The 25,981-nt window shown below is 62.1% G+C and carries 24 protein-coding genes; 16 read left to right on the top strand and 8 right to left on the bottom strand.

What is annotated here, in order from left to right; genetic code table 11:
- Positions 1 to 50: 50 nt before the first annotated feature.
- The 3 genes from AC07VL_RS03310 to ychF all read left to right on the top strand — a co-directional run bounded on the left by AC07VL_RS03310 (position 51) and on the right by ychF (position 2,104).
- A complete protein-coding gene (locus AC07VL_RS03310; RefSeq protein ID WP_494804611.1) occupies positions 51 to 626 on the top strand; it encodes a hypothetical protein in 576 nt (191 codons plus the stop codon).
- Positions 626 to 859, top strand: a complete 234-nt coding sequence (locus tag AC07VL_RS03305; protein ID WP_034753279.1) for a helix-turn-helix domain-containing protein — start codon at positions 626 to 628, stop codon at positions 857 to 859. Before AC07VL_RS03310 ends, AC07VL_RS03305 begins: the two co-directional genes overlap by 1 nt.
- A 153-nt stretch (positions 860 to 1,012) precedes the next feature.
- The gene (gene ychF, locus AC07VL_RS03300) at positions 1,013 to 2,104 is read left to right on the top strand and encodes a redox-regulated ATPase YchF (RefSeq protein ID WP_152256820.1); all 1,092 of its coding nucleotides are present in this window, start codon (positions 1,013 to 1,015) and stop codon (positions 2,102 to 2,104) included.
- A 114-nt stretch (positions 2,105 to 2,218) separates the two neighbouring features.
- Here ychF and AC07VL_RS03295 read toward each other — a convergent pair whose 3' ends face one another.
- Together AC07VL_RS03295 and AC07VL_RS03290 are read right to left on the bottom strand one after the other, a co-directional pair.
- Positions 2,219 to 2,656 carry a hypothetical protein gene (locus tag AC07VL_RS03295; RefSeq protein WP_494804610.1) on the bottom strand — a complete coding sequence of 146 codons (438 nt, stop codon included), beginning with the start codon at positions 2,654 to 2,656 and terminating at the stop codon, positions 2,219 to 2,221.
- A gap of 91 nt (positions 2,657 to 2,747) precedes the next feature.
- On the bottom strand, positions 2,748 to 3,146 hold the full coding sequence (locus tag AC07VL_RS03290) for a hypothetical protein (protein ID WP_494804609.1): 399 nt from the start codon (positions 3,144 to 3,146) through the stop codon (positions 2,748 to 2,750).
- A 186-nt stretch (positions 3,147 to 3,332) separates the two neighbouring features.
- Between AC07VL_RS03290 and AC07VL_RS03285 the strand changes: the two genes are divergently transcribed.
- The 3 genes from AC07VL_RS03285 to AC07VL_RS03275 all read left to right on the top strand — a co-directional run bounded on the left by AC07VL_RS03285 (position 3,333) and on the right by AC07VL_RS03275 (position 6,576).
- Complete coding sequence (locus tag AC07VL_RS03285) at positions 3,333 to 4,373, top strand: type II asparaginase (RefSeq protein WP_290603800.1); 1,041 nt, start codon at positions 3,333 to 3,335, stop codon at positions 4,371 to 4,373.
- A gap of 120 nt (positions 4,374 to 4,493) precedes the next feature.
- Positions 4,494 to 5,345 carry an MOSC domain-containing protein gene (locus AC07VL_RS03280; RefSeq protein ID WP_494804608.1) on the top strand — a complete coding sequence of 284 codons (852 nt, stop codon included), beginning with the start codon at positions 4,494 to 4,496 and terminating at the stop codon, positions 5,343 to 5,345.
- A 34-nt stretch (positions 5,346 to 5,379) separates the two neighbouring features.
- Positions 5,380 to 6,576, top strand: a complete 1,197-nt coding sequence (locus AC07VL_RS03275; RefSeq protein ID WP_494804607.1) for a GGDEF domain-containing protein — start codon at positions 5,380 to 5,382, stop codon at positions 6,574 to 6,576.
- Here the strand turns inward: AC07VL_RS03275 and AC07VL_RS03270 are convergent, their stop codons facing one another.
- Complete coding sequence (locus AC07VL_RS03270; protein WP_494804606.1) at positions 6,577 to 8,556, bottom strand: cation:proton antiporter domain-containing protein; 1,980 nt, start codon at positions 8,554 to 8,556, stop codon at positions 6,577 to 6,579.
- A gap of 84 nt (positions 8,557 to 8,640) precedes the next feature.
- Here AC07VL_RS03270 and AC07VL_RS03265 point away from each other — a divergent pair, with 84 nt between their 5' ends.
- The 8 genes from AC07VL_RS03265 to AC07VL_RS03230 all read left to right on the top strand — a co-directional run bounded on the left by AC07VL_RS03265 (position 8,641) and on the right by AC07VL_RS03230 (position 15,361).
- Entirely contained in the window at positions 8,641 to 9,675 is a 1,035-nt protein-coding gene (locus tag AC07VL_RS03265; RefSeq protein WP_494804605.1) for a KpsF/GutQ family sugar-phosphate isomerase, read from the top strand.
- A complete protein-coding gene (locus AC07VL_RS03260) occupies positions 9,675 to 10,208 on the top strand; it encodes a KdsC family phosphatase (protein WP_494804604.1) in 534 nt (177 codons plus the stop codon). The genes AC07VL_RS03265 and AC07VL_RS03260 overlap by 1 nt, the downstream gene beginning before the upstream one ends.
- 44 nt (positions 10,209 to 10,252) lie before the next feature.
- Positions 10,253 to 10,864: an LPS export ABC transporter periplasmic protein LptC gene (lptC, locus tag AC07VL_RS03255; RefSeq protein WP_494804603.1), complete on the top strand. Its 612-nt coding sequence runs from the start codon at positions 10,253 to 10,255 to the stop codon at positions 10,862 to 10,864.
- A 25-nt stretch (positions 10,865 to 10,889) separates the two neighbouring features.
- Positions 10,890 to 11,471 carry a lipopolysaccharide transport periplasmic protein LptA gene (gene lptA / locus AC07VL_RS03250; protein ID WP_494804602.1) on the top strand — a complete coding sequence of 194 codons (582 nt, stop codon included), beginning with the start codon at positions 10,890 to 10,892 and terminating at the stop codon, positions 11,469 to 11,471.
- Positions 11,471 to 12,226, top strand: coding sequence for an LPS export ABC transporter ATP-binding protein (lptB, locus tag AC07VL_RS03245; RefSeq protein WP_131375700.1), 756 nt, complete (start codon positions 11,471 to 11,473; stop codon positions 12,224 to 12,226). The genes lptA and lptB overlap by 1 nt, the downstream gene beginning before the upstream one ends.
- A 4-nt stretch (positions 12,227 to 12,230) precedes the next feature.
- Positions 12,231 to 13,709, top strand: coding sequence for an RNA polymerase factor sigma-54 (locus tag AC07VL_RS03240; protein ID WP_494804601.1), 1,479 nt, complete (start codon positions 12,231 to 12,233; stop codon positions 13,707 to 13,709).
- 70 nt (positions 13,710 to 13,779) lie between these two features.
- Positions 13,780 to 14,139: a ribosome hibernation-promoting factor, HPF/YfiA family gene (gene hpf, locus AC07VL_RS03235; RefSeq protein ID WP_152256799.1), complete on the top strand. Its 360-nt coding sequence runs from the start codon at positions 13,780 to 13,782 to the stop codon at positions 14,137 to 14,139.
- A 136-nt stretch (positions 14,140 to 14,275) separates the two neighbouring features.
- Positions 14,276 to 15,361 carry a 3-hydroxyisobutyryl-CoA hydrolase gene (locus AC07VL_RS03230; protein ID WP_494804600.1) on the top strand — a complete coding sequence of 362 codons (1,086 nt, stop codon included), beginning with the start codon at positions 14,276 to 14,278 and terminating at the stop codon, positions 15,359 to 15,361.
- Here AC07VL_RS03230 and rapZ read toward each other — a convergent pair whose 3' ends face one another.
- The 5 genes from rapZ to ilvA form a co-directional block, all read right to left on the bottom strand.
- Positions 15,362 to 16,225, bottom strand: a complete 864-nt coding sequence (gene rapZ / locus AC07VL_RS03225) for an RNase adapter RapZ (RefSeq protein WP_290603793.1) — start codon at positions 16,223 to 16,225, stop codon at positions 15,362 to 15,364.
- A gap of 352 nt (positions 16,226 to 16,577) precedes the next feature.
- The gene (gene hprK / locus AC07VL_RS03220) at positions 16,578 to 17,513 is read right to left on the bottom strand and encodes an HPr(Ser) kinase/phosphatase (RefSeq protein WP_034753337.1); all 936 of its coding nucleotides are present in this window, start codon (positions 17,511 to 17,513) and stop codon (positions 16,578 to 16,580) included.
- A 36-nt stretch (positions 17,514 to 17,549) separates the two neighbouring features.
- Positions 17,550 to 18,032 (bottom strand): PTS sugar transporter subunit IIA, encoded by a 483-nt coding sequence (locus tag AC07VL_RS03215; protein ID WP_071079718.1) that lies wholly within the window; start codon positions 18,030 to 18,032, stop codon positions 17,550 to 17,552.
- A 354-nt stretch (positions 18,033 to 18,386) separates the two neighbouring features.
- The gene (queF, locus tag AC07VL_RS03210) at positions 18,387 to 19,229 is read right to left on the bottom strand and encodes an NADPH-dependent 7-cyano-7-deazaguanine reductase QueF (protein WP_494804599.1); all 843 of its coding nucleotides are present in this window, start codon (positions 19,227 to 19,229) and stop codon (positions 18,387 to 18,389) included.
- Positions 19,230 to 19,452: 223 nt separating this feature from the next.
- On the bottom strand, positions 19,453 to 20,988 hold the full coding sequence (ilvA, locus tag AC07VL_RS03205; protein WP_494804598.1) for a threonine ammonia-lyase, biosynthetic: 1,536 nt from the start codon (positions 20,986 to 20,988) through the stop codon (positions 19,453 to 19,455).
- 201 nt (positions 20,989 to 21,189) lie between these two features.
- Here ilvA and AC07VL_RS03200 point away from each other — a divergent pair, with 201 nt between their 5' ends.
- Both AC07VL_RS03200 and AC07VL_RS03195 read left to right on the top strand, forming a co-directional pair.
- Positions 21,190 to 21,681: a YqaA family protein gene (locus AC07VL_RS03200; RefSeq protein ID WP_494804597.1), complete on the top strand. Its 492-nt coding sequence runs from the start codon at positions 21,190 to 21,192 to the stop codon at positions 21,679 to 21,681.
- A gap of 258 nt (positions 21,682 to 21,939) precedes the next feature.
- Entirely contained in the window at positions 21,940 to 25,980 is a 4,041-nt protein-coding gene (locus AC07VL_RS03195) for a DUF3683 domain-containing protein (protein WP_494804596.1), read from the top strand.
- Position 25,981: the final 1 nt, after the last annotated feature.

The following is a 25,981-nucleotide window of genomic DNA, read 5'->3' as shown; positions in this document are numbered from 1 at the left end:
ATTTATTCTAGCGACACTTGACGCTTTCGTATACTTTTAAATTTTTAAATATGAAAAAAAATCAGACGGGGCCGGCGGCGCTGAGCCGGCGCGTGCGCTACGGCGTCTCGGGATTCTTTCTGCTGTACCTGCTGCTGACGGTGCTGGGCTGGCTGGCGCCCGCGCCGGCCGTGCAGGGCGCGGTCGGCGGCGCCGGCATGTATGAACTGTTGCTGCAATTGCAGGGCCAGCCATTCGAGCGCCTCGCCGCCATGCCCCTGTGGCAGCGGGGACTGGGCCTGGCGCTGGCCTTGCCGGCCTTGCTGGTGCTGGGCGATGCCGTGCGCCAGCTGGCCCGGGTCTTGCGCCAGTTCGAACACGGGGTGTACTTCACGCCCGAGGTGGTGGCGCACTTTCGCCGTTTCGCGGGCGGCTTGCTGCTGGGAACGTTCTTGACCTTGCTGGAGCCGACCGTGCGGGGCATGCTGTTCGGCTTGCTGGAACAGGGGGCGAGCCAGTTGCGCCTGGTGGTCGACATCACGGGCGGCGACCTGTGGACCTTGCTGCTGTGTTCAGTGTTCTTTGCTCTGGCGCAAATCCTCCATGAAGGCCAGCGCCTGGCCGATGAAAACAGCGGGTTCATCTGATGGGTATCGTCGTGCGCCTCGACCTGGTACTGGCCAGGAAAAAAGTGAAATCGAAGGAACTGGCCGCCTTCATCGGCATCACGGAGCAGAACCTGTCCCTCTTAAAGTCGGGCAAGGTGCGCGGCGTGCGCTTCGATACGCTGTCGAAAATTTGCGAAATGCTGGAATGCCAGCCCGGCGACATCCTCGAATTCGATGCGTCGCAGCCGGACGACGGCGACGGCGGCAGTTAGCCGCATCAGGGGCGGTTTTTTTGAAGAGTAGGGTGCATAGAGGTACAATTGACCCTTACAAGCATTAATACAGCAAGATTATCCAGAAAACGCCCGCAACGGCCGTTTTGCACCAGCCGCTTGCCGGCAATATTGATTATTTAAAGGTTTTCCATGAGTCTCCAATGCGGTATCGTCGGCTTGCCGAACGTCGGCAAGTCCACCCTGTTCAATGCACTGACGAAAGCCGGCATTCCGGCTGAAAACTATCCGTTCTGCACCATCGAGCCGAACGTCGGCGTCGTCGAAGTGCCGGATCCGCGCATGGATGCGCTGGCCGCCATCGTCAAGCCGGAACGCATGGTCAACGCCATCGTGGAATTCGTCGACATCGCCGGCCTGGTGGCCGGTGCATCGAAGGGCGAGGGCCTGGGCAACCAGTTCCTGTCGCACATCCGCGAAACGGACGCCATCGTCAACGTCGTGCGCTGCTTCGAAGATGACAACGTCATCCACGTGGCCGGCAAGATCAACCCGCTCGACGATATCGAAGTCATCCAGACCGAACTGGCGCTGGCCGACATGGGCACCGTGGAAAAAGCCATCCACCGCGAAAACAAGAAAGCCCGCTCGGGCGACAAGGACGCGGCCAAGCTGCTGGCTATCATGGAACGCATGATGCCGTACCTGAACGATGCGAAACCCGTGCGCGCCATGGGCCTGGATGCCGACGAAATGGAACTGATCAAGCCTTTGTGCCTGATCACGGCCAAGCCGGCCATGTTCGTGGCCAACGTGTCGGACACGGGCTTCACGGACAACCCGCTGCTGGACCAGCTGACTGCCTACGCGAAATCGCAGAACGCCCCTATCGTTGCCATCTGCGCCGCGCTGGAAGCGGAAATCGCCGACCTGGACGACGCCGACAAGGGCGCTTTCCTGGCCGACATGGGCATGGAAGAGCCAGGCCTGGATCGTCTGATCCGCGCCGGCTACAAGCTGCTGGGCCTGCAAACCTACTTCACGGCAGGCGTGAAGGAAGTGCGCGCCTGGACCATCCCCGTGGGCGCCACGGCGCCGCAGGCGGCCGGCGTGATCCACACCGACTTCGAACGTGGCTTCATCCGCGCGCAAACCATCGCCTATGATGACTTCATCGCCTACAAGGGCGAAGCGGGCGCCAAGGAAGCGGGCAAGATGCGCGCCGAAGGCAAGGAATACGTCGTCAAGGACGGCGACGTGCTGAACTTCCTGTTCAACGTCTAATTCCAGGCACCAGCCTCAGATGGGGCGACAACGAACCCTGCAAGTCATGGATTTGCAGGGTTTTTTTATTGCCCGTTTGCGTGTCCTGCCGGTGCCATGACCTGATCAGTCTGTTTAATGCGTCTCCACCGCTTCGCTGCGTAGTCCGCTGGCCTTGTCGGCGATGGCCAGCTGGCAGCGGTTGTCGACGACCCTGGCGTCGAAGCGGTAGCGGGCACCGGGACGGAAATCCATGCGGAACGTGTGGATCGACGTCTCGTTGCCGCCCGTGGCCAGGGTCATATTGCTCAGGCAACGCACCACCAGCCGGTGCGGGCCGGCGTCGAGGGCGATTTCAGGCAATTCTTGCGTCAGCTTGCTTTTGTCGATCAACAAGATGTCGGCATGACAAATACCCGGCGTGAGCAAGCCGCAAAAACTCAGCGGCGTTACAAAGCTTTCGATGACGGCGGGCGTGCCGGGACCGTGCGGCCCCGCATAGGGCGGCATGCTGCGGCAGGCTGGCAACAGCGCGGCGAGCAGGATAATGGGTAGGAGTTTGCTGGCAGGCATAGAATCGGTGTGCTGGCGCGCGGCGGGCGCCGCACGGGCCAAGCTTGCCATTATCTACAACTTTTTCTTTGATGCAATCTTTTTGTGGCGGCTAGTCTCCGGCGCCGCACGCCTTGCCCTGGCCTTGATACCGGTCCATCAACTCGCCGGGGGCTGGCGATTGTCCGTCCTGCCTCGCCAGGGCGATGGCGTTGCGGAAATGCCATTTGGCCGCCTCGTCGCGGCACGCGGCGCTGGCGGCGCGTCCGGCCTGGTAGTGCAGCCTGGCTTGCCACGCCGCGTCGCCATGGCCCAGTTCGACATTCTTGGCCGCGGCCGCATAGCTGCGCAGGGCTTGCGCCCAGTCGCCCTGGCTGGCCGCCTCGCGCCCGAACTGCTCCTGCTGTGCCGCCATGCGCAGTTCCACCTGCATGGAGCAGGCGCATAGCGCCATCAATACCAGGGCAAGGATGGCGCGGCGCGGCATGGTCGGGGGCGGCAGTGTGGACATGACGCCACTGTAGCGCACGGACGGGGGCGCACGTTTGCGCCGGCGTGGTGAAATGGGGAATTCCCGGGCATGGATGACATATAATTTGCACACGACTTTGTTATCTTTGACCCATCACCGAACAGGAGCACCATGTTTTCACGCAAATTCCATTCTTGTGCACAGTTGATGCTGGCCACCTTGCTGATGGGCTTTATCGCTGCCGCGCCCGCGCGCGCACAGCAGGCGGCCGTCAAATTGCCGAATGTGGTGATCCTGGCCACGGGTGGCACCATCGCCGGCAGCGGCGCCGACAGCACCACCACCGTGGGCTACACCTCGGCCACCGTGGGCGTGGAGCGCCTGATCGCGGCCGTGCCGGAGCTCAAGAAAGTGGCAAATGTGAAAGGCGAGCAAGTCTTCCAGATCGCCAGCGAAAGCATGGGCAATGAACACTGGCTGACCCTGGCCAAGCGCATCAACGTGCTGTTGGCTTCGCCTGACGTGGATGGCGTGGTCGTCACGCACGGCACGGACACCATCGAGGAGACGGCGTATTTCCTGAACCTGACCGTGAAAAGCCACAAACCCGTCGTTGTCGTGGGCGCCATGCGCCCGTCGACGGCCATTTCGGCCGACGGTCCCATCAACCTGTACAACGCCGTGATGCTGGCGGGCAGCAAGGAAGCCGTGGGCAAGGGCGTGCTGGTGGCCTTGAACGACCAGATCAACGCCGCGCGCGAAGTCACCAAGACGAATACCTCCACCACGGATACCTTCAAGTCGCCGGAACTGGGCATGCTGGGCTACATCCAGGGCAGCAAGGCGTTTTTCTACCGCCAGTCGACGCGCAAGCACACGCTGGAATCGGAATTTGACATCAGCAAGCTCGATGCCCTGCCGCAAGTGGACATCGTGTATGGCTACGCCAACATGAACCGCGTCGGCATGGACGCCTTCATCGCCGCCGGTGCCAAGGGCATCATCCACGCCGGCGTGGGCGATGGCAGCGTGGCCGCGCAAATGAAGCCGGCCCTGGTGGAAGCGCGCCAGAAGGGCGTGCTCATCGTGCGTTCGAGCCGCGTCGGCCAAGGCATCGTGGCGCGCAATGGCGAAGCCAATGACGATGAACTCGACAGTGTCGTCTCCGACACCCTGAACCCGCAAAAAGCCCGCATCCTGCTGATGCTGGCCTTGACCAAAACCAACAGCACGCAAGAAATCCAGCGCATTTTCTATACCTATTGATCGCCGTCACGCCGGGCCAGCCACACGGGCTGAGCCTGGCGGATTTACGCTTGCCCGCTTTGCTGCCATACTTCGCTTCTGAATAACTTCCTGGCAGAAGCTGCGATACTGCCTTGGTCCATGGCCATCCTGTCCGACATCATTCTGTACCCCATCAAATCCTGCGCCGGTATCCACTTGCGCGAGGCGGTGCTGACGCGTTCCGGCCTGATGAGCGAGCACGTGTTTGACCGCGAATGGATGGTGGTGGACCCGCAGGGCCGCTTCCTGACCCAGCGCGAACACCCGCGCATGGCGCTGATCGTGCCGTCCATCAAGGCCACCACCCTGGAATTGCGCGCGCCGGGCATGCTGCGCCTGGAAATCGAGCTGGGCTTGCCGCATCCGCAGCTGGCACCGATGCTGGACGTGCAAGTGTGGGACGATACCGTGCGCGCCTACGATTGCGACGAGGTCACGGCCACCTGGTTTTCCCAGGCCATCGGCGTGCCGTGCCGCCTGGCGCGCTTTCACCCGGACGTGGTGCGCGCCACCAGCACCACCTGGACGGATGGCGTTGCCGCCTCGACCATGTTTGCCGATGGCTACCCGGTGCTGATCGCCGGCAATGCCTCGCTGGCCGATGTCAATGACAGGCTGCGCGCCGCCGGCCGCGAGGCGCTGCCGATGAACCGTTTCCGCCCGAACCTGGTCATCGGCGGCATCGGCGCCTTCGAGGAAGACTACGCCGATTTCCTGCAGTTCGGCGCCACCGTCTTAAAACCCGTCAAGCCGTGCTCGCGCTGCCCCATCCCATCCGTGGACCAGGCCACGGGCGTGCCGGGTCCGGACCCGCTCGACGTCATGCAAGGCTACCGCGCCAAGCCCGAGCTCGACGGCGCCATCTGCTTCGGCATGAATGCCATCGTCACCGCCGGCGGCGACGAGCGTATCGTGGTGGGACAGGAAATCGGTTTCGAACTGGCATTTTAAGCGCGGCGCCCGCACAGAAGGGTTTAAGGTTTCTATGAATCATGCAATACCGCCAGAGCCGGTCCAGCCGGGGAGCGATGCCGCCGCGCCGGCCCAGCGCATTGCCAGCCTTGAAGCCGAGAACCAGGCCTTGCGCGCGCGCATGGCCTATTTGCTGGAACAAGTCGAGCGCAACCACGACATCATGTGCCGCCACCAGGCGTTCGACCTGGAAATCGTCGGCGCGTCCACGTTTCCCGAGCTGATCGGCACCATCTTCCGCACCTTGCCCGTCATTTCCGACCTCGATGGCGTCACCCTGAGCCTGCTCGACGAAGACGACGATATCGTGCTCGTGATGGAAAAGCTGGGCGTCGATTTCAGCGCCTTTCCGCAACTGCTGTTCGTGCATGAGGTGGCGCAGCTGGGCTTTGCGCCGCCGCTGCCCGTGGCCGAGGGCGAAGCGGCCTTGCCGCCCTTGCCCTTGCTGGGCCAGTTCGACGCCGCCGTGCATGGCCCCCGGTTTCCGCAAATCGACGCGCCCCTGCGCAGCGTGGCCCTGGTACCCTTGCTGCGCAACAAGCGCCTGATCGGCAGCCTGAACCTGGCTAGCAGCGACGTGACGCGCTTCACGCCCGTGCTGGGCACGGATTTCATCAAGCACATGGCGTCCATCATCGCCATCTGCCTGGAAAACGTGATCAGCAATGAAATGCTGAAATACATCGGCCTCACCGATTCCCTGACGGGCGTGTATAACCGCCGCTATATCGACCGGCGTCTGCTGGAAGAAATCGCGCGCGCGCGGCGCCAGAATTATTGCATTTCATGCATGTATATCGACATCGACCATTTCAAATCGGTCAATGACACGCATGGCCACCAGGGTGGCGACGAAGTGCTGCGCGAAGTAGCCGCGCGCATCCGCCAGGAATTGCGCCGCTCGGACGCGCTGGGCCGCTTCGGCGGCGAGGAATTCGTCGTGCTGCTGATCGATGCCGACCTCGACAGCGCCACTTTCGTGGCCGAACGCATCCGCGCCAGCATCGCCGGCACCATGTTCGACTTGCCGGGCAGCACGCAGACGTGGGTCAGCGTGTCCATCGGCGTGGCCAGCCTGGACGGGGACGCGGCGCTGCTGCCCATCGAGACGGTGGCGCAGCAGCTGGTGGCGCACGCCGACCAGGCCCTGTACCAGGCCAAGGCCGATGGCCGCAACAAGGTCGTCAGCTGGCAGCCGCCCGCCGGCTGATTATTTCAATAGCAAGGTTTCCGCCTTGGCCACGGCGTCGGCCGTGCCGCGCAGCACCACCACGTCGCCGCTGGCCAGCTGCGTCTCGGGCGTGACCTCCAGGCGGCCGCGGCCGCGGCGGATGGCCGTGACAAACGCGCCGCAGCCGGCCACGTCGATCGCACTCAAGGGCAGGTCCACGCAATGGGCGTCTTCGCTGACGGTGACCGTATGCAGGCGTTCCAGTTCGGCATCGTCGCCCGCGTCGCTGCTGCCATGGAAATAGCCGCGCAGCGAGGCGTAGCGCTCCTCGCGCGCCGCCTGCACGCGGTGCACCACGCGGCGCAGGGGCACGCCCATCATGATCAGCGCGTGCGAGGCCAGCATCAGGCTGCCTTCCATCAGTTCCGGCACCACTTCGGCCGCGCCCGCCTTCTTCAACTGGTCGAGATCGCTGTCGTCGTGGCTGCGCACGATGACGGGCAAGGTGGGTGCCATGTCATTGAGCAAATGCAACAGGCGCAGGGCCGACGGCGTGTTCGCATACGTGATCACGACGGCGCTGGCCCGGTAGATACCGGCCGCCACCAGGCTTTCGCGCCGGCCCGCGTCGCCATACGACACGTGGGCACCGGCCAGCTGCGCTTCCTGCACCCGTTCCGGGTCCAGGTCCAGCGCGTGATATTCGATCTTTTCCTCCGCCAGCAGCGTGGCCAGGCTTTGCCCGCTGCGGCCAAAGCCGGCGATCAGCACGTGTTTTTGCGCGGCCATGGTGCGCGTGGCGATCTTCGTGAGCGCCAGCGACTGCATCATCCAGTCGTTGGCGGCCAGTTTCATGACGATGGCGTCGGACTTGGCGATGAGGAAGGGCGCCACCAGCATCGACAGCACCATCGACGCCAGCACCACCTGCACGACGAAGGGGTCCATCAGCTTGATGCCGCCGGCCAGGTTCAGCAGCACGAAGCCGAACTCGCCCGCCTGCGCCAGTCCCAGTCCCGTGCGCAGGGCCACGCCGTTGCTGGAGCCGAACAGCCGGGCCAGCCCCGCGATGAGGGCGAATTTCAGCAGCACGGGGCCGCACAGCAGGAGCAGGACGAGCCACCAGTTGTCGAGCACCACGCGGATATTGAGCAGCATGCCGACGGTGATGAAGAACAGGCCCAGCAGCACGTCGCGGAAGGGCTTGATATCCTCTTCCACCTGGTGCTTGAATTCCGTCTCGGAAATGAGCATGCCGGCAACAAACGCGCCCAGGGCAAGCGACAGCCCGGCCCGTTCCGTGATCCACGCCGCCCCCAGGGTGATCAGGAGCAGGTTGAGCATGAATAATTCCTGCGAACGGCGCTTGGCGACGATGGTCAGCCAGCCGCGCACCATCTTCTGGCCGAGGAACAACAGCAAGATGAGGACGACCAGGGCCTTGCCGCCGGCCCAGGCCAGGGTTTCGGCCAGGTTGTCCGAATCGCGGGTGAGGGCGGGGATGAGGATCAGCAGGGGCACGACGGCCAGGTCCTGGAACAGCAGGATGCCGATGATCTTGCGGCCGTGCTCGCTTTCCAGTTCCAGCCGCTCCGTCAGCATCTTCGAGACGATGGCCGTCGACGACATGGCCAGCGCGCCGCCCAGGGCGAAGGCGGCCTGCCAGCTCAGGTGGATATAGGCGGACAGGTAGCGCCCGACGAACCAGCCGAAGACGACGGTGGCGACGATGGTGGTGACCACCTGCGCCATGCCGAGCCCGAAGACGATGCGCCGCATGGCGAGAAACTTGGGAAGAGAGAATTCAAGGCCGATGGAAAACATCAGGAAGACGACGCCGAACTCGGCCAGGGTGTGGCTCGCCTCGTTTTCCGCCGCCAGGCCCAGCGCGTGGGGGCCGATGACGATGCCGACGGCCAGGTAGCCCAGCATGGGCGGCAAGTGCAACATTCTGAAAGCGACCACGCCCAGCACGGCGCTGCCGAGTAACATCAGGGTCAGTTCAAGCGAGGAAAACATGGGTTGCCCGGTGCGGTCAGTGGAAATCGTTGTTTGTTGTGACTGGCAAGTTTTTTGCTTTCCTAATTCGTTTATACTTTGGGCATGAGTGTAACCCATGAAAAAACAATGCTGAAAGCTTTTGATCGAATTGACATGCAAGCGACCACCGAGCGCGCCGTCGCGCTGGCCCGCACCACCTTGCAGATCGAGTCCGACGCCATCAATGCGCTGCACGCGCGCCTGGCCACGGACGACAGCGTCGGCCGCGCCGTCGCGCTGTTACTGCAATGCAAGGGACGTGTCGTCGTCTCCGGCATCGGCAAGTCCGGCCATATCGCGCGCAAGATCGCCGCCACCCTCGCGTCCACCGGCACGCCGGCTCTGTTCGTGCATCCGGCCGAAGCGGCCCATGGCGACCTGGGCATGGTCACCTCGGATGATGCCTTTATTGCCATCTCGTACTCGGGCGAATCGTCGGAACTGATGGCCATCATGCCCGTCGTCAAGCGCATGGGCGGCGTGCTCATTTCCATGACGGGCAAGCCGAATTCGAGCCTGGCCCAGCTGGCCGACGTGCACCTGGATATTTCTGTTGAGAAAGAAGCCTGTCCGCTGAATCTGGCGCCGACGGCCAGCACCACCGTCACCCTGGCCTTGGGCGACGCCATCGCCGTGGCCTTGCTCGACTTGCGCGGCTTCAAGGAAGAAGATTTTGCCCGCTCGCACCCGGGCGGCGCCCTGGGCCGCCGCCTGCTGACCCACGTGCATGACGTCATGCGCAGCGGCGAGCGGGTGCCGAAGGTGCCCGTGGAAGCGTCGCTGCTGCAGGCGCTGGAAGAAATGACGAAGAAGGGCATGGGCATGACGGCCATCGTCGATGCGGACGACCGTCCCGTGGGCGTGTTTACCGATGGCGACCTGCGCCGCATGTTCGAGCGCGTCCAGGATTTCACGCAAGTGGCCATCCGCGACGTCATGCACGCGCAGCCGCGCAGCATCGCGCCCGAACGCCTGGCCGTCGATGCCGTGGCCGTGATGGAGCAGTTCCGCATCAACCAGATGCTGGTGGTGGACGCCGACGGCAAGCTGGTGGGCGCCCTGCATATCCATGATCTGACGCAAGCGAAGGTGATCTGATGGACAGCGTAGCGGACAACCTGGCCCGCGCGGCCAAGGTCAAACTGATGATCTTTGACGTCGACGGCGTGCTCACCGACGGCAGCCTGCATTTCGGCCCGGACGGCGAAATGATGAAAACGTTTAATGTGTATGATGGCCTGGGCATCAAGCTGCTGCAGGAATCGGGCGTGCAGACGGCCATCATCAGCGCGCGCCGCTCGCCCATCACGGCGCGTCGGGCGCAAGACCTGGGCATTACCCATGTGCATCAAGGTGGCCATGACAAGCTGACGCCGTTCCGTGAACTGCTGGCGCTGACGGGCTTGACGGAAGAACAATGCGGCTATATCGGTGACGATGTCATCGATGCGCCCATCCTGCGCCGCGTGGGCTTTGCCGTCAGCGTGCCGGGCGGCCGCGCGGAAGTACAGGACCTGGCGCACCATGTGACGCAGGCCGGCGGCGGCCGTGGCGCCGTGCGCGAGATCTGTGAATTCCTGCTGCGCGCCCAGGACAACTATGCGCGCGTCATGGCGCCGTTCCTGGAGTGAGGCCCGCGCCTTGCCGCCAGGGCCATTGGAGAGAGTGAAGCACTATGCAAAAGCCAGGAGGCGCCCATCGCTGGCGCATCATTTTTACCGTGCTGGGTGCGGTTGTCGTCGCGCTGGGCAGCTTCTGGCTGCTCGAGGTGATGAACAAGAATGCCCAGGATATCAATGCCAGCAAGCACCTCGACGAACCTGATTATTTCATCACCAATTTCAGCCTGGTGCGCATGGATTTGACGGGCAAGCCCAGCTACATCGTGTCGGGCACCAAGCTCACGCATTACCCGGCCGACGATTCGTCCGATATCGACCAGCCCTTCGTGCGCAAGCTCACGCCCGGCATGCCGCCGATGAACATGAACGCGGAACTGGCGCATATCGACCAGAATAATACCCGGCTGCAACTGCACCGCCAGGTCGTCGTCGACCGCGTGGCCAGCCCGAAGGCGCAGAACCTGACCCTGAAGACGGAAGCGCTGACGGTGTACCCGGATGAAGAACGGATGGAAACGGACGTGCCTGTCGATATCCTGACGGGTTCCTCGCGCATCAACGGCGTGGGCATGAAGGCGAACAATGCGACCGGCGTGGTGGAAGTGCAGAATGCCTTGCGCATCGTGCTGCCGCCGAAACCACGGCCAGCTGCCGCGGCCAAATGACAGAATGAAACAAGGAAACCATAATATGAAAAACATCTTGCTGCTGACCCTATTTTCACTCGCCGTGATGGGCACGGCGCATGCCGAAAAGGCCGATTCCGAGAAGGAAGCCGTCATCACGGCCCAGCGCGGCCAGGTCGATGACGTCAAGCAGACGCGCACTTTGACGGGCGACGTCGTGCTGGTGAAGGGCACGCTGACCATGAAGGCGGGCCGCGCCTTGATCACGGAAGACCCGCAAGGCTACCAGTTCATCACCTTCTGGGCCGATCCCGGCAAGCTGGCCACCTTCCGCCAGAAGCGCGACGGCGCGGGCGACCTGTGGGTCGAGGGCGAGGCGGAGCGCGTGGAATACGACAACAAGACGGAAGTGGTGAAACTGTTTTCCAAGGCCAAGCTGACGCGCCTGGAAGGTACGAAGCCGACGGACGTGGCCAATGGCGCCTTCATCTCGTATGACAGCCGCAAGGAAGTGTTTACGATGGAAAATTCCGACAGCGGCACCAGCACTCCCGGTGCCGGCAGCGTGCGCATGGTGATCCAGCCGAAGACCAAGGCCCCAGCGGCGGAAAAAGCGCCTGCGGCGCCAGCGCCAGGAAAGCAATAATGGAAAATACACGTTGCGGCAGCACCCTGATCGTTCGCGGACTGCAAAAAACCTATGGCAAGCGGCAAGTCGTGCACGATGTGTCGCTGCAAGTCGAATGCGGCGAAGTGGTGGGCCTGTTGGGGCCTAATGGCGCCGGCAAGACCACCTCGTTCTACATGATTGTCGGCCTGGTGCCGTCCGATGGCGGCACCATCGACATCAGCGGCGTGGATATCTCCAGCCTGCCGATCCACCGCCGCGCGCAGATGGGCCTGTCCTACCTGCCGCAGGAGGCGTCCGTGTTCCGCAAGCTGACGGTGGAAGACAATATCCGCGCCGTGCTGGAAATCCAGACCGTCGAAGGCCGTCCCCTGAAGAAGGCCGAGATCGAGGAGCGCCTGGACAAATTGCTGGCCGACCTGCAGATCGAGAAGCTGCGCGAGAACCAGGCGCTGTCCCTGTCCGGCGGCGAGCGCCGCCGCGTGGAGATCGCCCGCGCGCTGGCCACCGACCCGCGCTTCGTGCTGCTCGACGAACCGTTCGCGGGCGTCGACCCGATCGCCGTGATCGAGATCCAGCGCATCGTGCGTTTCTTGAAGGAGCGCAATATCGGCGTGCTGATCACGGACCATAATGTACGCGAGACGCTCGGTATCTGCGACCGTGCCTACATCATCAACCAGGGCTCGGTGCTGGCGTCGGGACGCCCCGACGACATCATCGCGAACGAGTCGGTACGCCGGGTCTATCTGGGCGAACACTTCCGCATGTGAGCCAATGAAACAATCATTGCAGCTGCGCACTTCGCAGCACCTGGCACTGACGCCGCAGTTGCAGCAATCGATACGCCTGTTGCAATTGTCTACCCTGGAATTGCACCAGGAACTCGAGCAACTGCTGACGGACAACCCCCTGCTCGAGCGCCTCGACGATCCGCTCGACCGTTCGCTGCGCCTGCTCTCCGATGGCGCCCTGAGTTCCACGGCCGCGCCGGCCGAGGCGCCGCCCCAGCCGCCTGGCCAGGAGGCCCCCGCCGCGCCGGCGGAAGGCGAGACGTTTGACGGTGATGCGGGCGAGGGCCCGGCCGCCATGGACGGCGCCGACAGCGACTGGAGCGAAGCGAGCCGCGGCAAGGCCCCCGACGACGAAGATTCCCGTCCGCAACTCGAGGCCCACCACTGCACCCTGCGCGAGCACCTGATGGAGCAGATGCGCGTGACGGTGCTGGAATTGCGCGACCGCGCGCTCGTCGAGCTGATCATCGACGCCCTCGACGACAATGGCTACCTGGAAGAGTCGCTCGACGACATCCTGGCGCGCTTGCCGGAAGAGCTGGAAATCGACGCCGACGAGCTGCGCACGGCCTTGGCCCTGCTGCAAAGTTTCGATCCGCCGGGCGTAGGTGCGCGCAATGCGTCCGAATGCCTGGCGCTGCAGATCAAGCGCTTGCCGCACGTTGCCCTGGTGACGCGGCGCATGGCCCTCGTCATCGTGGAAAAGCACCTGGCCTGGTTTGCCCAGCGCGATTTCAACAAGCTGAAAAAAGCCCTCGATTGCGACGACGAAGACTTGCGCGAGGCGCAGACGGTGATCCGCCTGTGCAACCCGCACCCGGGCGCCGTGTTTGCCTCGGACGTGTCCGATTACGTCGTGCCCGACGTCGTCGTCAAGCGCGCCCGCAATGGCTGGCAAGTGACCCTGAACAACGATGTCATGCCGCGCCTGCGCGTGAACGCCATGTACGCCAATTTGTTGAAGCAGGGCAAGGGCGAAGGCGCCATGGGCGCACAGCTGCAGGAAGCCAAGTGGCTCATCAAGAACATGCGCCAGCGCTTCGACACCATCCTGCGCGTGGCGCAGGCGATAGTAGAAAGACAAAAGAACTTTTTCTCGCATGGGGCCGTTGCCATGCGCCCCCTTGTGCTCCGTGAAATAGCTGATACACTGGGTTTACACGAGAGTACTATCTCGCGGGTAACAACTCAAAAGTACATGCTGACCCCGCACGGCATGTTCGAGTTGAAATATTTCTTTGGTAGCCACGTCGCCACCGAAGCGGGGGGCGAAGCGTCATCGACGGCGATACGGGCATTGATCGTGCAACTGACAGGAGCAGAAGACCCTAAAAATCCTTTATCCGACAGTAAGATTGCGGACATGCTGGGGGAACAAGGCATGGTGATTGCGCGACGTACTGTTGCCAAATACCGGGAAGCATTGAAAATTCCGCCAGTGAGCCTGCGTAAGTGTTTGTAAGTTTTTTTCGGTTCCTCTGCGGGCCGGATACGATGGACCGCACGAACCCGAATCATCTTTAGGAGTGTGTATGAATCTCACCATCAGCGGACATCATCTCGAAGTGACACCAGCCATCCGTGAATACGTACAAACGAAACTGGAACGTGTAAAACGTCATTTCGATCAAGTCATCGATATTGCCGTGATTCTGACCGTCGACAACCTCAAAGAGAAAGAAAAACGCCAAAAGGCCGAAGTCAACCTGCGTCTGAGCGGCAAGACCGTCTACGTGGAAAGCCTGGCGCAAGACCTGTATGCCGCCATCGATACCCTGATCGACAAACTGGACCGGCAAGTGATGAAGTACAAGACCAAAGTGCAAGGGCACGGTAAAGAGGCGATCAAGCATCTGCCAGACAGCTCGGAAGAAGAATTCGCCGCCGCTTAAGCGGGCCGCGACTTTCAACCGGTTGTGATCAACTAAGGGCGCACATTGCGCCCTTTTTTGCGCCTGGACCTGTTGTCCGCATGGTTCGCCGCGCAGGCGCTAGAATGCTCCCACACTCACTTCTTTCCATTCTGCCATGAGCGACTTTGTCCAGACCTCTATCCGCAACCGCACGGGCCACATCGTGCTCGACCGTCCGAAAGCCTTGAATTCCCTGTCGCTGGAGATGGTGCGCGCCCTCAGCGCCACCTTGCTGGCCTGGCGCGACGATCCGCAGGTGGAAGCCGTGGTGATCCGTTCGAGCAGTGAAAAGGCCCTGTGCGCCGGGGGCGACATCCGTTTCTTTTACGATGCGGGCCTGGCCACGCCGCAAGGGGGCAGCGCGCTGCTGGAAGATTTCTTTACGGAAGAATATGCCCTCAACCACCTCATTCATTTCTATCCGAAACCCTATATTGCCGTGATGAATGGCGTGGTGATGGGCGGCGGCATGGGCGTGGCGCAGGCGGGCCCCGGCAACCAGTTGCGCATCGTCACAGACCGCACGCGTATGGCCATGCCGGAAGTCAACATTGGTCTGTTCCCCGACGTGGGCGGCAGTTATTTCCTGTCCCGCCTGGCGGGCCGTCTGGGACTGTACCTGGGCTTGACGGGGTTGACCATCGGCGCGGCCGATGCCCTGTACACGGGCCTGGCCGACGTGTACCTGCCCGAGGCGCAGATGGGGGCATTGCTGGCCCTGTTCGAGTCGACGCCGGGCGAGGCCTTGCCGGTCGCCATCAAGGCGCTGGCGGCGCCACTCCAGGCCGAGGCGGGCGCTGCTCCCCTGGCCGCGGCGCGCGCGGCGCTGGACCGCCACTTCGGCGCCGCTTCGGTGGCGGCCATCATGGCCTCGCTGGCGCAGGACGACAGCGCGTTTGCCGCCAAGGCGCTGGCGGCCATGCGCCTGCGCTCGCCGCTGATGATGTCGGTGACCCTGGAATTGCTGCAGCGGGGCGCACACCTGGGCGTGGCCGATTGCCTGCGCATGGAACGCACGGTGGTGCGCCACAATTTCACGCATGGCGAAGTGCTCGAAGGCGTGCGCGCGCTGGTGGTCGACAAGGACAATGCGCCGCGCTGGCAGCCTGCCAGCCTGGACGAGGTCGATGCTGCCATGGTGGCAGCCTTCTTTGCGCCCGTCTGGCCAGCCCTGGCGCATCCGCTGCGCCACCTCGATTAACTAGCTGCGTTCGCGGTGGCGCAGGACGACGCGCTCGTTGGGGCCGAAGTACTGCGCCAGGCGTTCCGCCATGTAGACGGAGCGGTGCTGGCCGCCCGTGCAGCCGAGGGCCACGGTCAGGTAGCTGCGGTTGTCGGACTTGAATGACGGCAACCATTTTTCGATGAAGGCGCGGATGTCGGCCAGCAGCTCCAGCGCGCTTGGCTGCGCGTCGAGGAAGGCGATCACGGGAGCGTCGCGTCCGTCCAGCGGGCGCAGGGCCACGTCGTAATACGGGTTGGGCAGCGCGCGCACGTCGAAGACGAAATCCGCGTCCAGCGGCACGCCCAGCTTGAAGGCGAACGATTCGAAGAACAGGGTCAGCGGCGCGCGTTCGGACGCCACCATTTCCTTGATCCAGGCGCGCAGCTTGTTGGCGCTCAGTTCCGACGTGTCGATCACATGGCCCAGCTGCTCGATGGTCGACAGGCGTTCGCGCTCTTCCGAAATGCATTCGATCAGGGTGCGGCGGCTGGCGGGATTCTGGTTCGGGCGCAGTTCGTGCGACAGGGGATGGCTGCGCCGCGTTTCCGAGAAGCGCGCCACCAGCGAATGCGTGGTGGCCGTCAAGAACATGACCTTGACATCGTGTCCCTGGTCGCGCAGCAGCGCCACATTGTGGGGCAGGCTGACGAGCGATTCGGCGCTGCGCGCATCGACGGCCACGGCCAGTTTCGGCGTGCCCTCATCGAGGAGGGTTTGCACCAGGCTTGGCAACAATGCGGGCGGCAGGTTGTCGACACAATAATAACCGGTATCTTCCAGCACATTGAGCGCGACGGATTTGCCGGAGCCGGAGATTCCGGTGATAAGGACGATATGCATAGGCCGATCATACAATAAAGAGCGGCCCTGTGCTCCCGCAGCAATTATCTTTACAGATTATTGCAATTCGTACCTTAGTCTTGGTTATCTTGTTGAATAAGTGAAACCGTCGCGCAGCTGGGAGGGCGCACTCCTTGCAACATTAATCGCCACTCATGGCGAGTCGTTGGTGCAGCAGGGAATTCACGCAGCACTGCTGCGTGCCTGCGTCACGGTTCGCCCTTGCAAGGGCGAACTCCTTGCAACATTAATCGCCACTCATGGCGAGTCGTTGGTGCAGCAGGGAATTCACGCAGCACTGCTGCGTGCCTGCGCAACGGTTCGCCCTTGCAAGGGCGAACTCCTTGCAACATTAATCGCCACTCATGGCGAGTCGTTGCCGCTCCATGAACTCCTGCAAGGTATCGATGCCGCGCAGTTGCAAGATGGTATTGCGCACGGCCGCTTCCAGCAGCACCGCGATGTTGCGGCCGGCGGCGACGGGGATGACGACCTTGCGCACGGGCAAGCCCAGCACGTCTTCCGTGGGGAACAGGAAAGGCAGACGCTCGACCTCTTCCTCCAGCGCATTGCGGCGCACCAGGTGGACGATCAGTTTCAAGCGCATCTTGCGGCGCACGGCCGTTTCGCCAAAGATGGCCTTGATATCGAGCAAACCCAGTCCCCGCACTTCCAGCAGGTTTTGCAGCAGGGGCGGGCAGCGGCCCTCGATCATGTTGGGCGCGATGCGCGAGAATTCGACGGCGTCGTCGGCCACCAGGCCGTGGCTGCGCGAGATCAGCTCCAGCCCCAGTTCGCTCTTGCCCAGGCCCGAGTCGCCCGTGATCAGCACGCCCACGCCCAGCACGTCCATGAAGACGCCATGCATGATGATGCGCTGCGCCAGTTTCTTCGACAGGTAGACGCGCAGGAAGTCGATCACTTGCGCGGCCGGCAGCGGGGTGGAGAACAGGGGGATGTTTTGCTCGTCGCAGATGGCGAGGATGTCGGGCGGCGTTTCCAGCCCTTGCGCGATGATCAGGGCGGGCGGACCGCCGGCGATCAGCTCGCCGATCACGTGGGTGCGCGTATTGACCTTCAGGCGCTGGTAGTAATTGATTTCCTGGTGGCCAAAGACCTGGATGCGGCCCGGATGGATCAGGTTCAAGTGGCCCACCTGGTCGGCTGCCGACGAGACATCGCCGGAGATCAGGCGTTCGCCGCCGGGAAAGCCGGCGAACCAGCCCAGTTGCAGACTTTCACGATTATCGTCGTACAGGCGTTGGATCGTCAGCGGCGTTTGCAACATGGCAGTCTTCTTCAGGAGTGGAGGAATACCTGAAGTTTAACCTGCCGCTTGAAGACTAGGTTGCCAATTGACGATGCGCGAATGCACGGATTTCGGCTCCGGATCCGTGGCCAGTGCCGTGCGGAAAGCATCATCGGAAAACATTTCGGCGATTTCCGACAGGATTTCCAGATGTTGCTGAGTGACATGATCGGGAATCAGCAGGAAAAACAGCAGGTTCACGGGCTTGCCGTCCGGCGACTCGAATGGAATCGGCTCGGCCAGGCGCACGAAGGCGCCCAGCGGCGCTTTCAGCGTCTTGCTGCCCTTGACGCGGCCATGCGGCACGGCCACGCCATGGCCCAGGCCCGTCGAGCCCAGGCGTTCGCGGGCAAACAGATTGTCCGACACGGTGGAGCGGGCGATGCCGTAATTGTTTTCGAAGATCAGGCCGGCTTGCTCGAAAGCGCGCTTTTTGCTGGAGACTTCCAGGTCCAGGAGGACGTTTTCGAGGGATAAGATTTTGCTAAGATTAGTCATGACACTCAATGAAATGGTGCAATGCGCAGAGGGCTTGCGAGCCGAATTATAGGCCTGTTTTCGCGGCCTGTAACGCCAATTCTCAACAGTATACGCCCGCTGCGGGCGCAGTGGGCGCTACGGCATGATGACGTCTCATTTTAACAAAAAAATAACATCGAAGCGTTTTAGCTATTTCTGCGTTAAAAACGCAGGGTAGGCCGGTTTTTGCGTCGCTGAATGCCGATTTTCCGACTTTTTCGTGTGTTTGAGTGCCATCCGCCTGCCTGTGGAACGTTGTTTTAAAACACAGCCAACATTCCTGTTTGCATCATTTTCCAGTCGCAAGCGATGGTGCTTGATTGTTGCTAGATGTCACTGACGCGCGTTGCGCAGGTTGCCCGGCATCGTGCCCGTGCTGAAGTTGCTGCGCCACGGGTTGATGTCGAGACCGCCGCGGCGCGTGTAGCGCGCATATACGGACAGCTTTTGCGGTTTGCACTGGCGCAAGATATCGACAAAGATGCGCTCCACGCACTGCTCGTGGAATTCATTGTGCTCGCGGAAACCGATCAGGTAGCGCAACAGGCTTTCCTGGTCGATCTGCGGTCCCGCGTACTCGATCTGCACGCTGCCCCAGTCCGGCTGGCCCGTCACCAGGCAGTTCGACTTGAGCAGGTGCGACACGAGTTTTTCTTCCACGGGCGCTTCGTCCAGCGCCGCCTTCAGGAGCTGCGGCGAGGGCGTGTATTGCGTGATTTCCAGGTCCAGGCGGTCCAGCAGCACGCCGTCGAACTCGCCCATTTTCAGCTTGCCGAAATCTTCCTGCAAGGTCAGTTCCACCTGCACGGGCGCGCCGAAACCGTTGGACAAATCCTGCTTGAGCAAGGTCAACAGGGCTTCCGGGCTGTCCAGTTTGGTCTGGTTGAAGGAGTTCAGGTACAGCTTGAACGACTTCGATTCGATGATGTTGGGCGAATCGGCCGGCGCGCTGACCTTGGCGATGGCCACCTGCGGCTTGCCGCGCTGGTTCAGCCATGACAGTTCATAGGCATTCCAGATGTCGAGGCCGAAGAAGGGCAGGGTGCCGCGCAATTCCAGCTCGTCGCGCTTGCCCTGGCGGGGAATGGGAAACAGCAGTTCCGGCGCGTAATCGCTGCGGTAGGCGGAGCTTTTGCCCAGGGGAGACAGTTCGGCGAGGTCGTTGGTGGTGGTCATGGTCGTGTGGCGTGAATTCAGTCAAGGACGCATGGTAGCCTATTTACTAGGACGGCAAGCACTGGCGCAAAGGAATCAGTCTGGTCCGAGCAATTTCAACACCTAACAAAACCGTAGCGAGCGGAAGGCAGAGGTGGCCGAGAAGCGCAACCGTACTTTAGTACGGTGAGCATCGCAAGCTACCTATACCGACGCGCAGTAGGTTTGGTTAGGCGTACTCCATTTACCCCAAGAACAGCTTATACACGGGATTGCTGCTCTCATCCCAGTAACGGTAACCGAGGGTATCGAGGAAGCGGGCGAATTCGCCCATTTCATCGGGCGGCACCTGCAGGCCGATCAGGATGCGGCCCACGTCGCCGCCCTGGCTGCGGTAATGACACAAGGAAATATTCCAGTTCGGCGCCATGCTGTCGAGGAAGCGCATCAGCGCGCCCGGACGCTCGGGGAATTCGAAGCGGTACAGCAGTTCGTCCTGCGCCAGCCGGCTCTTGCCGCCCACCAGGTGGCGGATGTGCGACTTGGCCAGTTCGTCGTGCGTCAGGTCCAGGGTCTTGAATTCGTGTTCTTCAAACGTCTTCGCCAGCACGCTGGACTCATGCCGGTCGGCAATCTGGATGCCGACGAACACGTGCGCCGCCTGCTCGTCGCTGATGCGGTAATTGAATTCCGTCACGTTGCGCGCGCCGATGAGCGAGCAGAAACGCTTGAAACTGCCCCGCTGTTCGCGCATGGTGACGGCGAACACGGCTTCGCGGAATTCGCCCAGCTCGGCCCGCTCCGCGACAAAGCGCAAGCGGTCGAAATTCATGTTCGCGCCGCTGGCGATGGTGATCAATGTTTCATGGTTGACGGGGTGCTTCGACAGGCTGGCCCGCTCCACGTAGGCCTTGGCGCCGGCCACGGCCAGCGCGCCGGACGGCTCCAGGATGGAACGCGTGTCCGTAAACACATCCTTGATGGCGGCGCAGATGGCGTCCGTGTCCACCGTGATGATTTCATCGACATACGCCTGCACGAGACGGAAGGTTTCCTCGCCGGCCAGGCGCACGGCCGTGCCGTCGGCAAACAGGCCCACGTCGTTCAGGGTCACGCGCTCGCCCGCCTTCAGCGAGCGGGCCATGGCGTTCGAATCGACGCTTTGCACGCCGATGATCTTGATGTCGGGACGAATCTGTTTCACGTAGGCAGCAATGCCGGCGATCAAGCCACCGCCGCCGATGGGGGCGAAGATGGCGTGGATGGGGCCGGCGTGCTGGCGCAGGATTTCCATGCCGATCGTGCCCTGGCCCGCGATCACGTCCGGGTCGTCGAACGGGTGCACGAAGGTCAGCTTCTGTTCCTTTTCCAGGGTCAGCGCATGGTTGTAGGCATCCGTGTAGGACTCGCCGTGCAGCACCACTTCCACGTTCACGCCGCCGCGTCCCTTGACGGCCTCGACTTTCACCAGCGGCGTGGTGGTCGGCATGACGATGACGGCGCGGCACCCCATGCGGGCGGCCGACAGGGCCACGCCCTGGGCATGGTTGCCGGCCGAGGCGCAAATTACGCCGCGCTTGCGGTCCGCTTCGCTGAGTTTGGACATCTTGTTGTAGGCGCCACGAATCTTGAAGCTGAACACGCTTTGCATGTCTTCGCGCTTGAAGTAAATCTGGTTGTTCAGGCGCTGCGACAGGGCAGGGGCCAGTTCCAGCGGCGTTTCGGAAGCAACGTCATAGACGCGGGCGATCAGGATTTTCTTGAGGTAGTCGATGTTCATAGTCTGCAAGCAAGTGATTCTGGGCCAGAAGGGGTCTGGAGCGTGTCGGTCGATCTCGGCTGCGCCGCGGCGGATAGCCAGGCGACAATAGTGCTCTGTGGAACTGCGGGCGGGTAGGCCTTTGCCGGCCGGCGCGATGTGTGCGGCGCCCAGGCTGCTCTTCATTATAATGGAGAGCCTTACCGCACCGCGAAGTGTTCCATGATCGAATCCGCAATCGCCTGGCTGCTGCAGCTGATCGCCGCGCCGGAAGTCGGGCTGACCTCGGTCTTTCTGATCAGCTTTATTTCCGCCACTCTCTTGCCGCTGGGCTCGGAGCCGGCCGTGTTTGCCGTCATCAAGGCCAATCCCGCCCTGTTCTGGTCCGTCATCTTGGTCGCCACCCTGGGCAATACCCTGGGTGGCGTGGTCGACTACTGGATGGGCTACCGCGCCAAGCAGGCGTTCGCCAAGGAGCGCGACACGCGCTGGTTCCGCTGGCTGGCCCGCTATGGCGCCAAGACCATGCTGCTGGCCTGGCTGCCCGTCGTGGGCGACCCCCTGTGCACCCTGGCCGGCTGGCTCAAGCTGCCGTTCTGGCCCAGCGTGGCCTACATGGCCGTCGGCAAGTGCGCGCGCTATCTGACCATGACGGCCCTGCTGCTGTACGTGCCCGATGGTTTCTGGCACTGGGTGGGCAGGATGCTGGCCTGAATGGGCTGCCCTGCAACGCCCATTTGCCCCATTTTTGGGCAGGCTGATAGTTTGCAGCCGAGTCCGATTCTTGGCATTTTTACGCGAAAAAGACAAATAGTCTGATTTTTTATTCATGCAAAATGTGGCTTGGCCATATTTGCTATGGTTGCCTCGGACCTGCTTAAACCTTGGGCGGCATAAGGCTGTTCCCGCATGGTGCGGCGCAATAAGATAAAATGGTCCTTTAGGGTCCAGTCCACATCGTCACCACACTCCATGAACGCTCCCGCACATATCCAAGCTTTACTGGCAGAAACGCCGAATGGTCCCGCAGCAAGCCGCCTGCGCGAAATCCCGTATAACTACACGTCGTTTTCCGATCGCGAGATCGTCATACGCCTGTTGGGAGAGGACTCCTGGCGCCTGCTCGACGAGCTGCGCGGCGCCCGCCAGACGGGCCGTTCCGCCCGCATGCTGTACGAGGTGCTGGGCGATATCTGGGTCGTGCGCCGCAATCCGTATCTGCAGGATGACCTGCTCGATAATCCGAAGCGCCGCCAGGGCTTGATCGACGCCTTGCATCACCGCCTGGCCGAAGTCGACAAGCGCCGCCTGTCCATCGATGCGGCCGGCGGCGACGCGCTGGCGGCCGGCGAAACGCCGGAAGTGGCGCAGGCGCGCAGCCATAACGTGGAACTGCTGCTTAAAGCTGCCAGCAAGGCCGTGGCTGACTTTGGCGACGAATTCCGCAAGACCTACGATTTGCGCAAGCGCACGGTCAAGGTACTGGGCCGCTACACGGAAAAGCACAATGTGCGTTTCGACGGCATGACGCGCGTGTCGCACGTGACGGACGCCACCGACTGGCGCGTGGAATACCCGTTCGTCGTGCTCACGCCCGACACGGAAGAGGAAATGGCCGGCCTCGTCAAGGGCTGTATCGAGCTGGGACTGACCATCATCCCGCGCGGCGGCGGCACCGGTTACACGGGCGGCGCGATTCCATTGACGCCGATGTCGGCCGTCATCAACACGGAAAAACTGATTACCCTGGGCGCCGTGGAAATGACGGTCTTGCCAGGCCTCACGCACGAATACGCGACGATCCATTCGGGCGCGGGCGTGATCACGAACAAGGTGTCGGAAGCGGCGGAAAAGGCCGGTTTCGTCTTTGCCGTCGACCCGACGTCCGCGCATGCTTCCTGCATCGGCGGCAACGTCGCCATGAATGCGGGCGGCAAGAAGGCCGTGCTGTGGGGCACGGCGCTGGACAACCTGGCGTCGTGGCGCATGGTGGACCCGAATGGCGACTGGCTCGACGTCACGCGCCTCGACCATAACCTGGGCAAGATCCACGATATCGCGCTGGCACGTTTCCAGCTGGAATGGCGTCACCCGAGTACGCGCGACGCGACAAAACCGAACGCGCCGTTCAAGACGGAAATCCTGGAAATTCCTGGCCGCAAGTTCCGCAAGGAAGGCCTGGGCAAGGACGTGACGGACAAATTCCTCGCCGGCTTGCCGGGCATCCAGAAAGAAGGCTGCGACGGCCTGATCACGTCGGCGCGCTGGATCTTGCACAAGATGCCGAAATTCGCCCGCACCGTCTGCCTGGAATTCTTCGGCCAGGCGCGCGACGCCATTCCATCGATCGTGGAAATCAAGGATTACCTCGACGGCTTGCCGGCCAAGGGCGAGCAATACACGAGCATCCGCCTGGCGGGCCTGGAACACCTGGACGAGCGCTACCTGCGCGCCGTCGGCTACGCCACCAAGTCGAAGCGGGGCGTGCTGCCGAAGATGGCCCTGTTTGGCGACATCGTCGGCGACGATGAAAATGCCGTCGCGCAAGCGGCGTCGGAAGTGGTGCGCATCGCTAACACCCGTGTGGGTGAAGGTTTTGTGGCCGTCAGCCCCGAAGCGCGCAAGAAATTCTGGCTCGACCGTGCCCGCACGGCGGCGATCGCCAAGCACACCAACGCCTTTAAAATCAATGAAGACGTCGTGATCCCGCTCAATCGCATGGGCGAATACACGGACGGTATTGAACGCATCAATATCGAGCTGTCGATCAAGAACAAGCTGCAACTGGCCGACGCCCTCAGCGAATTCTTTGCCAAGGGGAATTTGCCAATCGGCAAGAGCGACGATGCGTCGGATGACCGCGTGGACGATGCTGAAATGCTGGGCGACCGCGCCGAGCAGGCGCAGCAGTTGCTGGCGCAAGTGACGGCACGCTGGACCTATCTGCTGGGCCAGCTGGACCGCCCGCTGGTGGACGTCAAGCACGAACTGGCCGAACTGGGCATGGAACGCTTGCTGCCCGTCTTCGATGCGCGCCTGGAAACGCAGCCGAACGCCACCCTGTTCGACGTGGTGCAGGACCGCACCGTGCGTATTACCTGGAAGCAGGAAATCCGCGCCCAGCTGCGTCAGATCTTCAATGGCGCCGCCTTCAAGCTGATCCTCGACGAAGCGACGGCGATTCATGCGCGCATCTTGCGCAGCCGCGTGTTTGTCGCCCTGCACATGCATGCGGGCGACGGCAACGTGCACACCAACTTGCCCGTCAACTCGGATAATTACGAAATGCTGCAGGACGCCCACGAAGCCGTGGGCCGCATCATGATACTGGCCCGCTCGCTCAATGGCGTCATTTCCGGCGAGCACGGTATCGGCATCACCAAGCTGGAATTCCTGACGGAAGAAGAGATTGGCGACTTCCGCAGCTACAAGCAGCGCATCGATCCCGAAGGCCGTTTCAACAAGGGCAAACTGCTGAACCTGCCGGGCATGGGCGCCGACTTGCGCAATGCCTACACGCCATCGTTCGGCCTGATGGGGCATGAGTCCTTGATCATGCAGCAAAGCGACATCGGCGCCATCGCCGACAGCGTCAAGGATTGCTTGCGTTGCGGCAAGTGCAAGCCCGTGTGCTCGACCCACGTGCCGCGCGCGAACTTGCTGTACTCGCCGCGCGACAAGATCTTGGCGACCTCGTCCCTGATCGAAGCCTTCCTGTATGAGGAACAGACGCGCCGCGGTATTTCCATCAAGCATTGGGAAGAGTTCGAGGACGTGGCCGACCACTGCACGGTCTGCCACAAATGCGTCACGCCTTGCCCCGTGAACATCGACTTCGGCGACGTGTCGATGAACATGCGCAATTTGCTGCGCAAGATGGACAAGAAGAGCTTTAATCCCGGCACCAAGGCGACGATGATGTTCCTCAACGCCACCGATCCCGTGACCATCAACGCCACGCGCAAGGTCATGATCGGCTGGGGTTACAAGGCGCAGCGCCTGGGCCATGATTTGCTGAAGAAGTTTGCGAAAAAGCAAACCAAGGCGCCGCCGCCATCGACGGGCAAGCCGCCCGTCAAGGCGCAGGTGATCCACTTCATTAACAAGAAGATGCCGGGCAACCTGCCGAAGAAATCGGCGCGCGCGCTGCTCGACATCGAAGACGACAAGGTCATCCCGATCATCCGCAACCCGAAGACGACCACGGCCGATACGGAAGCCGTGTTCTACTTCCCCGGCTGCGGTTCGGAGCGTTTGTTCTCGCAAGTGGGCCTGGCGACGCAGGCGATGCTGTGGGAAGTGGGCGTGCAGACGGTCTTGCCGCCTGGCTACCTGTGCTGCGGCTATCCGCAGCGGGGCGCGGGCGAGTTCGACAAGGCCGAGAAGATGATGACGGATAACCGCGTCCTGTTCCACCGCATGGCCAACACGCTCAATTACCTGGACATCAAGACGGTGCTCGTCTCGTGCGGCACCTGCTACGACCAGCTGGCCACGTATCAGTTTGAAAAGATTTTCCCCGGCTGCCGCATCATGGATATCCATGAATACCTGCTGGAAAAACAGGTGAAGCTGGAAGGCGTCAACGGCACGCGCTATATGTACCACGAGCCATGCCACAATCCGATGAAGCTGCAGGAATCGGGCAAGACCATCAATTCCCTGATCAGCACGGTGGACAACGTGAAGATCGAGAAGAATGATCGTTGCTGCGGCGAATCGGGCTCGCTGGCCGTCACGCGCCCCGACATTTCCACGCAAGTGCGTTTCCGTAAGGAAGAAGAGATGGTCAAGGGCGCCGACAAGCTGCGCGGCGACGGTTTTACTGGCGACGTGAAAATCCTCACCAGCTGCCCGTCGTGCCTGCAAGGCTTGTCGCGCTACAATGACGATTCGGGCACGACGGCCGATTACATCGTCGTGGAGATCGCCAAACACTTGCTGGGAGAGAACTGGATGCCGGATTACGTGAAACGCGCCAATGACGGCGGCATCGAACGGGTGCTCGTGTAAT

Source organism: Janthinobacterium sp. GW821-FHT03C08 (assembly GCF_059420905.1).
This window is presented reverse-complemented; position numbering and strand designations above follow the sequence as displayed.